At 44.7% G+C, this 9,248-nt stretch carries 5 protein-coding genes; 1 reads left to right on the forward strand and 4 read right to left on the reverse strand.

The annotated features are described in order from the left end of the window. Positions 1–436 precede the first annotated feature (436 nt). Positions 437–2,557, forward strand: coding sequence for a putative bifunctional diguanylate cyclase/phosphodiesterase (locus tag H6G97_RS38680; RefSeq protein WP_190945962.1), 2,121 nt, complete (start codon positions 437–439; stop codon positions 2,555–2,557). A gap of 260 nt (positions 2,558–2,817) precedes the next feature. Here the strand turns inward: H6G97_RS38680 and H6G97_RS38685 are convergent, their stop codons facing one another. The 4 genes from H6G97_RS38685 to rpaB form a co-directional block, all read right to left on the reverse strand. Then, positions 2,818–3,009, reverse strand: coding sequence for a glycosyltransferase (locus tag H6G97_RS38685; RefSeq protein ID WP_190945963.1), 192 nt, complete (start codon positions 3,007–3,009; stop codon positions 2,818–2,820). A gap of 152 nt (positions 3,010–3,161) precedes the next feature. Continuing rightward, entirely contained in the window at positions 3,162–7,256 is a 4,095-nt protein-coding gene (locus tag H6G97_RS53695; RefSeq protein WP_242055857.1) for a GAF domain-containing protein, read from the reverse strand. A 168-nt stretch (positions 7,257–7,424) separates the two neighbouring features. Then, positions 7,425–7,565: a helix-turn-helix domain-containing protein gene (locus tag H6G97_RS55635; RefSeq protein ID WP_190945964.1), complete on the reverse strand. Its 141-nt coding sequence runs from the start codon at positions 7,563–7,565 to the stop codon at positions 7,425–7,427. Between the two features lie 1,000 nt (positions 7,566–8,565). Then, positions 8,566–9,248: response regulator transcription factor RpaB (gene rpaB / locus H6G97_RS38715; protein ID WP_190945965.1), on the reverse strand; the 683-nt coding region annotated here is incomplete at its 5' end.

Consider the following 9,248-nt stretch of genomic DNA (forward strand, 5'->3'; position numbering starts at 1 on the left):
ATAACAGCTGATAGGCTCGTAAGTCTACACCCAAGGGGTAAATAATCGGTTTAATTTTTTGAAAAAGTAGATTGTAAGCTAATCGGCACGGAAGTCGCATAATAAGAAGATGAAGCCCTTCAAAAGCAACTATGCCGCCACCAGTCAAGAACTTCTTAACGCTAATAGAGCCTTATAAAGGTGAGAAGGACTTTTACCCCAATGGCAAGGCAAGCTCGTTAACGGCAAACCTATTATTTATAAGGCTTTTTGATGTGAGTGGTTTCTTCTGAGGGTGGGGAATTAAAAATATGTTGTACTATGTGATGCGCTAAGATTAAATTGTCTTAAACATTACATATACACTCAAGAAATTTTTGTATAAGGTTATATCAATCTGCTTGTTTGCAGGTTATTATAATTTCTGCGTCTTGGTAAGGAATTCAAATTATGATATATGCGAACCAGTGCGGAAATTAAGGCAGAAATCGCAAAAAAGTTTGGTTTTGTTCCTTCCTTCTTTGAGCCAGCCGAGCAGAACATACAAGCGTTGGAAAATCTCTGGCAACAAACGCTTTGTGCCTATGTTAATAATCCCTTATCGCCAATGTTGAAGGAAAAGCTTTTTGCATATCTTTCACGTTACTGTGCTTTGCCATATTGTATAATTTGTCATAGTTGCCACTTACGCACTCTAGGGGTAGAAGCACAGCAGATATTAAATTTGCTTGAATCGCCTCCGCCAACGGCAACCGACATCGATGCATACCTATATATACTTGCCTGCTCATCTAGCCAATTGATAAACCTATCAGATTTGAGTGAGGCACTGGAAAAAAGTTTACTATACTGTTCAATATTCATTTTCCTGGAGCCAGAACAGGGTAAGGATTGTCGCTCCCATCTGCGTCGCCTACTTGGGCTTGTAAATTACCAGCACTTAATTACGTTTATAAGTTATATAAAAATGTGTCATCTGTGGATAGAAGCTCACCCTGAAGTTTCTTATAAAACAGATAAGCGAGTTATTAAGCAATTAAGTAAATTATTAGAATCAGAGCCAAGTTTAGCTGATTTCTTTGATAACTACATTGAAAAAATTAAGCACCAACAGCAACTTCAAACAGAGCATTTAGCTCAAATTGCCCAGCGCCAGCAGAATCAGGAAGTATTACGAAAAGCTTACGAGCAGTTAGAAATCCGGGTTGAGGAACGAACTGCCGAGTTATTAAAATCTAATATGCTCCTCAAACAAGAGATCAAAGAGCGCCATTTGGCACAGGCGCAATTAGTCAATATTGCTTTTCATGATGCATTAACAGGTTTACCGAACCGAATGCAATTTATGGAGCGGCTAAAGCAAACAGTCGAGCGTGCTAAATCTGGTAATTTATTTGCTGTTCTATTCCTGGATTTAGATCGCTTTAAGGTTGTTAATGATAGTCTTGGGCATACTATAGGAGATCAGTTACTGGTTGCCTTAGCTCATCGGCTTCAAACTGGGCTACGCTCTGGAGATATTTTAGCTCGCCTGGGAGGAGATGAGTTTGCCATCTTGTTAGAGGAAATTCAAGGAATTAAAGATGTTATTGACATTGCCGAGCGGCTGCAACAGCAATTGGCAATACCTTTCCATTTAAGCGGGCATGAGGTGTTTTCTACTGTCAGCATTGGTATTGCCCTTAGTACAACAGGTGATGACCAGATAGAGAACCTCCTACGCAACGCTGATATTGCAATGTATCGCGCTAAGGCTTTGGGCAGGGCAGGTTACAAAATATTTGATACAGCTATGTACATTGAAAGCACGAAGCTGTTGCAGTTAGAGACAGACTTGCGACGTGCTGTTGAACGCCAGGAATTTCGGATTTACTACCAACCAATTGTTTCATTGCAAACTGAAAAAATTATCGGGTTTGAGTCTCTTATCCGCTGGCAGCACCCAAAGCAGGGTCTTATGCTTCCAACAGATTTTATTTCAATGGCGGAAGAAACTGGACTAATCGTTCCTATTGGCTACTGGGTACTTCGAGAGGCTTGCAACCAGATGCACCAATGGCAGCAGCAATTTCCACAAACCCAACTGACAATCAGCGTCAATCTTTCTAGCAAACAGCTTTCGCAATCCAATTTCACTGAGCAAATTTACTTGATTTTACAAGAAACTAAGTTAGATCCATCTAGGTTAAAACTAGAAATGACTGAAAGTGTACTCATTGAAAACACTCAATCTGCAACAGCGATACTTTGGCAACTCAAAGAAATAGGTATCGAATTACACATCGATGATTTTGGTACTGGTTATTCATCTTTAAGCTATCTGCACCGTTTTCCTATTAGTACGCTAAAAATTGACCGCTCTTTTATTAAAAATATGGACACTAATAGCAGCTATGCAGAAATTGTACGCACGATTATTACATTAGCTCACAATCTAAGCATAGATGTTATAGCAGAAGGAATAGAAACAGTACTACAGCTTGAGCAAGTCAAAAAATTGCAATGCAAATATGGGCAGGGCTACTTTTTCTCCCAGCCAGCAACAGTATCAGTCGCAAGTGCTTTAATACAACAGTAGTCAAGTTAACTACTAGGGTGCATGTGTAAAAAACCATTAGGACACTGCCGTTGACACAGAGCACTGTATCAACTTTAACTTGGGACATTTACTACTGTTGTAGGTGTGATGATGTATTTTAATTATCTGGGATTTGTTACCCAATCAAACCCAAATGCCGATGGCATGCTTCAACAGCATCCGCCACACCATCCTCAGCCCTGATTTTCTCACCTAACTCCTGGGCTTTCTTTCGCATCATCTCATTGCCCAGTACTACTTCAATCGCTGCCGCTAGAGTTTTCTTCTGATACCTTGTGGTACGGTATCGCCGCAGGGCTGACTCCCAGCCGGGTCAGCTTTTCACCCCAAACTGGCTGATATGTTTTGAAAGGTACGGTAACTGATGGTATCCCCGAACGTAACACTGCCGCCGTTGTACTAGCTCCTCCGTGATGTACTACTGCTGGCACTTGAGGATTAGCTTTTCGATCTATACTGAGCTTTTTCAGAAATCAAATATTAATCCTATATACCGAACTCGTATCTGTTAGGTTTCAAGTTCTTTGGGATGATTGATGTTTAGAAACCCTGGTGAATTGTCGTCTATCTCCCCCAAAATGTTTCACTCTCCACGTTGGAGCAAAACTGCGATCGCTCTGACTAACACTTCCGGCTCCACAGGTTTTGTGATATGAGTTTGAAATCCGACCTGAAGTGCGCGATGTTGATCAATCTCTCCGGCATAGGCAGTCAACGCAATAGCTGGAATCATTCCACCCTGCTGGAGTGGTCGCGACCGAATTTGCTCTAGTAGCATATAGCCGTCCATCTGAGCCATGCCAATATCACTCACAAGTAGATCGGGAATCGATTGTTCTAAGCTTTGCAATGCTTCTAATCCAGAAGCAACGGCTGTCACATTAGCCCCGCTTTGTTCCAATAGAAATGCTTGAAATTCACGAGTATCTGGCTCATCATCTACCAGCAAAATATGAATCCCTTCTAGTGGCAGTCCTGGATCAATTTGTGTCTGAACAGGTTCCGATACGAGCGGTGCTACCTGCATCGCTGGCAATTGCACAATGAAGGTTGCGCCTTGCCCTTCACCGAAGCTCTGTGCTTGCACGGTTCCCCCATGCATTTCCACAATTTGCCGCGCGATCGCTAACCCTAATCCTAATCCTCCAAACTTGCGCGTGGTTGAACCATCCTCTTGTCGAAAATGCTCAAACATATAAGGCAAGAATTGCGGATTAATACCTTTACCCGTGTCGATGACTCGAATTTGAGCCAGCTGATTAAGTTGCCTCAGTTCAACCGTTACTTGTCCACCAGTCGGGGTGAACTTGACAGCATTACTGAGCAAATTCCAGACAACCTGCTGTAAACGGACAGCATCACCAGAAATCGGCGCAACTGTATTGTCAAGATCAAGCTGTAGCTTAATATGTTTCGCCTCGGCTGCTAAACGCACGGTTTCAATCGCCGCAGAAATGACGTTCGTCAAACTAACCAAAGCCGCTGTTAGTGACAGCTTGCCTTGCATAATGCGGGAAATGTCAAGTAAATCTTCGATTAGCTGTGTTTGGAGTTTGGCATTCCGTTCAATCGTTTTTAAGGCTTCGGCTCTGCGGGCTTCATCGAGTTTGCCGTTTTGCAGTAGCTGCGTCCACCCTAAAATCGGGTTCAGGGGCGATCGCAATTCATGGGACAGTACCGCCAAAAATTCATCTTTGATGCGGTTGGCTCGTTCTGCTTCTTCTCGCGCTGCTTGTTCGCGTTCTAAAACTTGTTTGCGTTCGGCTTGAGTCTGTCGCTGTTCAATCAGGTCGGCAGCTTGACGCGCCAACAGATCCAGAAAACGGAGTTGTTGCTCAGTCGGTCGGTGGTGCTTGCGCCAGTGGGTTGAAACCATACCGATCCGTCTACCTGAACGGCTGATGAGCGGAGTAGATTGTGCACAAATCAACCCAGCCTTTAGATGCAGACCCAGAGATCCGTCAGGGTCTTCGCTTTCTGGTGCATCAAAATTTACAAAGGCGCGCTTACCCGTTGCTAAAACCCTACCGCAAGACGTGATTGAACTAGGATTCATGCGCTGGGAACGATCGGTAAGGGTTCGATCGATCCCCTGGGTGGCAAGCAGCACTAGCTCTTGGGTCGATTCATCCAGCGCTTGAATTGAACCAGCATCTGCCCGTGTCAGGGTAATTGCAGCAGAGACAATTTCGTCGTAAAGCACCTGAATGTTGTCTTCAGCGATCATTCGTGCGCTCAAGTCCCGCAACAGCCGGGTATTTTCCAGATCGGTGGTAATGATGGCTTCAGCTTGTTTACGCTCGTGGATATCGATGGATGCACCAAACCAGCGAATAATCTCACCCGTTTGCGGATCTCGGTAAGGCTCGGCACGCACCAGAAACCAGCGATAGGTTCCTGCCGCAGAGCGAATCCGGTGTTCGACCGAGAAAATACCGCCGCTGCGTCGCGCCGCATTAAACGCTTCTGCTATGCGATCGCCATCGTCTGGGTGAACGAAACTAGCCGCAACTTCCCCTGCCGTGGTTGGTTCATAAGAAGCGCCTGTGTAATTGCTCCATTGTTTGTTGAAAAACTCAACTCGCCCCTGTGTATCCGTAATCCAAACAATTTGTGGTACAGCATCCGCCATCAGCCGAAACCGTTGCTCACTCTTTTGCAAAGCAGCTTCGGCATAGGTACGTGAGAGCATTGTCCAGATGCGGTTTGCCAATTCACGCATCAACTCAATCTCATCACTGCGCCAGTTATATTGTTCCTGATGATAAACACCAAGTGTAAATTTCCATTCCCCGTCTCTAATCAAAGGCACATTTATAAACGAACCAATTTTGAGGGCGGCGAATCGGTGTTGGTTAGCAATGCGCGCATCTGTGGAAACATCCCTAACAACAATGGGGTTTCCAGTTCTGGCTGTCTGGAAAAACTCCTCTGTAAGAAATTCCAGCAGCCGATAAACGCCCACTAAACTCGGCGCATCCTCTTGGTACCAATCATCCTGGACTACGGCTTCGTTTGCTCTCTCGTTGATTTCGATGAAAGCACACCTGGACGTTTTAAGATAACGGTTTAACTGCTCGCCTACCGTCTGAAGAATATCGTCCGCACAGGTTGCCTCAATCAAGTTCTGAGTAACTGTGGCCAGAAATTGGGCGTTCAGTTGTGCCTGTTTGCGTTGGGTGGTGTCGCTCGCTGCCCCCAGCCATTCAACGATTTCCTGCTCTGCATTCAACAGTGGGATCGCCCGCGAAAACGTCCAGCCAATCGTCCCATCTCGCTGAATGACTCGGTGTTCTAACTCAAACGTACTTTTGTTATCAATAGCAGCAAGGATGGCAGCCTTCAGATGCGGCCGATCCTCGGTCGGAATATACTGTTCAAGCCATGTCTGGCTTGGGTTCTCAGTGCTGGCAAGAAAATCTTTACCATTTAGGTGACGCATCTCGCTCCAATCTGCGCTCATTTTATACACGATGTCTGAACTGGCAGTGACAAATAAGCGGAGTTGTTCTTCTGAAGAGCGCAAGGCTGCTTCCGCCTGCAAGCGGTCGTCTTCGATGCGCTTGCGATCAGTAATATCTTTGAATATGGTCGCTACTTTTCGGTCTTCTGGTTTTCCAGTGCGGCAGGCATAAACATCAAACCATCGCTTCAACGGCGCAGAACGATTCTCGAAGCGAACGGGTTCACCCGTCAATGCAACTGAGCCGTAGGTTTCAATCCAAAAGTCTTCTATATCTGGCATTAACTCACGTGCTGTTTTCCCGACGGCTTGTTGCAATCCAGTTTGTTGCTCAAACACTGAATTAATTTCTAAAAAGCGATAATCAACTGGTGTGTCGTTCTCATCAAACAGTATCTCGGCGATGCAAAAACCTTCGTCGATTGACTCAAACAAGGTGCGATATTTTGCTTCCGACTCGCGCAGCGCAGCTTCAGCATAAGCACGTTCAACCGCTGCCCACGTCTGTTCTGCGGTTTCTTCAACCAGTTTGACCTCGGTTTGTGTCCAATGACGCGGCGTGGATTGTTGAACCGCAAGCAGGGCAACGAATTGATTGTTTTTGATCAGCGGCACATCTATGTGTGCAGCAATATCGATCTCGCGGTATCTCGTTTTCTGAGCATCCGTATATTTCGGATTATTGAGAATATCTGTTACAACTTGGGTGTGCCCAGCCTGATGATTAGTAGTCAGATTGCGTCGGTAGTCTTCCAAGCGGTATCGTCCCCTCAACTGGGCTACACCATTAGTGTAGTTGGGATGAACCATAACCTCCTCACCATCCGACACCACTTCGATGTAAATGACACGAGTTGCCCCTAAAGACTCACCCAAAATACGAGCGGCGAGCGCTTGTATCTCTGAAGCATCGGTGAGTGGACGAACGGCATCGCCAAGTTCGACTCGGAACGCATTGAGTTGATTCGCTTGGTGTAAGGCGGCTTCAGCAGAGCCATCCTTTTGCTCTTTAGCGTCTGGCTGCGTCTCTTTGGATGGCTTAATTTGATCAAGTTCAGTCAGTAAAATCTGCACTGCCGCTTTCAGTTCGTCTGACCAGGTTTCGACGGCGCCCAATGGCGTTTGCGACCAATCATGCGATCGCAAAGCCTCTCTGAAAGAGTTTCGCACCAACCCTCCCAACTCACCGCCCCCACCAAACGACTTCTCAGCCATTGTCCTGAATTCCTCTGCCCTCATGCGTTTAATTTTTTATGAGAAATATTTCCCTCGTATTTCCTGGCTGCGTTCTCGTACCGTGGCATCGGCTGACTCCGAAAGCTGATTCAAAAGCATCTCAATTTGCTTAACGGCTAAAGGAGAGGGAGTAGCATGTCCATTTTCCTAGCGATTAATTGTTGGGAAGGATACCCCAAGGTGAGCCGCAAACTTCTCCTGGGTCAGCTTCAAGTTTTGCCGCAGTTCTCGAATCAATTGACTGATAGCTGGCTGCTCAATACTAACGTATTGCTGATGAAACGCCATATTACTCGCAATTTATAAAGTTCTTTATAGTTTTGGGTAATTTCAACAAAAAAACAATGTATCTCAAGACACAAGTTGTTTTTTAGAAGGCTCGTTAACAATTTCAACAATTCAGAGGGCGGCTATTCCTCTTACCCCTGTTGAAGGTATGGGATTCCCGGCGATTTAGGTGAAAAGCAACACCGCAAACCGAATACATTTCTTTCTGTAATTTGACAAAGCAGTGTTATACCCGAATGGCACGCTTGTTAAGCACAAACCCTTGATATAACTGGATGAAAGGGTGTGGGGTTGCAGGTATTGGGGAATCAAGAAAACGTTGAACTCCTTGACGCAACTAAAGTTTAATTGTCTTATCCCTCTCCTAAGAAAACAGAATAGTTTCTTTCATCCATAGTGGGCGATCAGCTCATGAACGTCACTCTGGGGAAATAAAAATTGGGGCTAAATGATAAAACCTAAATTTAGTGGGAAAATTAGCGATCGCAAGCTAATAGAAACCTTCAAACAAAGCTCTACAGTTAAAATCCTATCTGGGCAAGGGTTACAAATTATTCTCTGCCGAAAGTGACAAAAGAGCGATCAAACCCTTATGATTACGTTTTCACGAAGATATCAAAGCTTGCTCTCAAAGCTTTGAACAGTCTGGCTTTGGAGTTTTCGGACAAGTTTACTGTCGCTATGTGGCTATGTAACCAAGGGATCACTGAGATAATCAATGACCTTTTTTGAATTAGAACAAGGCGACTTGACTTGTGTAAAACCGAGAGCGAACGGGAGCTTTATCAAAACAGAATATATGCGTCAGTCGTCAGAATACAGAATTGAATCCTGTGCGAGTGGCGGATAGCGTAGCGTTAGCGACGTAGGAGCGTCTGAATAAATGGCGTTTTTGCACCTCCACCAAATCTACGATTTGGTGATCAACTTTCGTAGTCGCGGGTCTGAATCCCTGACTAATTGATTCTGACTCCTGAATTCAGAATAGGTGAATTCTTCTTCAATCCTGTTCTGATTCAACAATTCGTGGGAAAAAATAACCATTAGCTCTTGCTGTAATAATAAATTCTGGCAAGTTGGGGTCGGATTCTACCTTTGTCCGCAACCGCGAGATATGCACATCTACCACACGAGTGTCTGTATGAAATCCTCCTACCAAACCCCACAACTCCTGCAAGATTTCTAACCTTGAAAAAACTTTTCCAGAATGACTCACTAACAACTCTAGTAAGCTAAATTCTATACCTGTTAGCCGAATCCGTTGCTCATTTTTATGGACTTGCCGCTTATTTGTATCGATTTTCAGGTCGCCGACATGAATTATCCCAGAGTTAGGAATAATATTGATATCAGTTTTGTGAAAGCGTCGTCTTAGTATAGAAGCAATTCGGGCTTCTAATTCCTTGGGTGAGAAAGGTTTTGTCATATAGTCATCAGCACCTAGCTCTAGCCCGGTAATTCGATCTGCTACATCTGCCAAAGCTGTGAGCATAATGATTGGCACATTTGATTCTCTCCGTAATTTTTGACAGACACCGTAGCCATCCAGCTTGGGCATCATCACATCCAAAACTATCAAATCAGGAGTCGAAAGACGAAAAGCTGATAAAGCTTCTTCACCATCACTAGCTGTAACTACACTGTAGCCAATTATTTCTAGACGTGTTTGCAAAATTCGGCGGA

Origin of the sequence: Nostoc flagelliforme FACHB-838 (genome assembly GCF_014698065.1) — a bacterium.
Classification (GTDB): Bacteria; Cyanobacteriota; Cyanobacteriia; order Cyanobacteriales; family Nostocaceae; genus Nostoc; species Nostoc flagelliforme_B.

What these genes read in the sequence shown, in the direction of transcription:
- H6G97_RS38680 (WP_190945962.1), top strand. Translation starts at nt 437, where the DNA reads ATGCGAACCAGTGCGGAAATTAAGGCAGAAATCGCAAAAAAGTTTGGT.
- H6G97_RS53695 (WP_242055857.1), bottom strand. Translation starts at nt 7,256, where the DNA reads ATGGCTGAGAAGTCGTTTGGTGGGGGCGGTGAGTTGGGAGGGTTGGTG.
- H6G97_RS55635 (WP_190945964.1), bottom strand. Translation starts at nt 7,565, where the DNA reads ATGGCGTTTCATCAGCAATACGTTAGTATTGAGCAGCCAGCTATCAGT.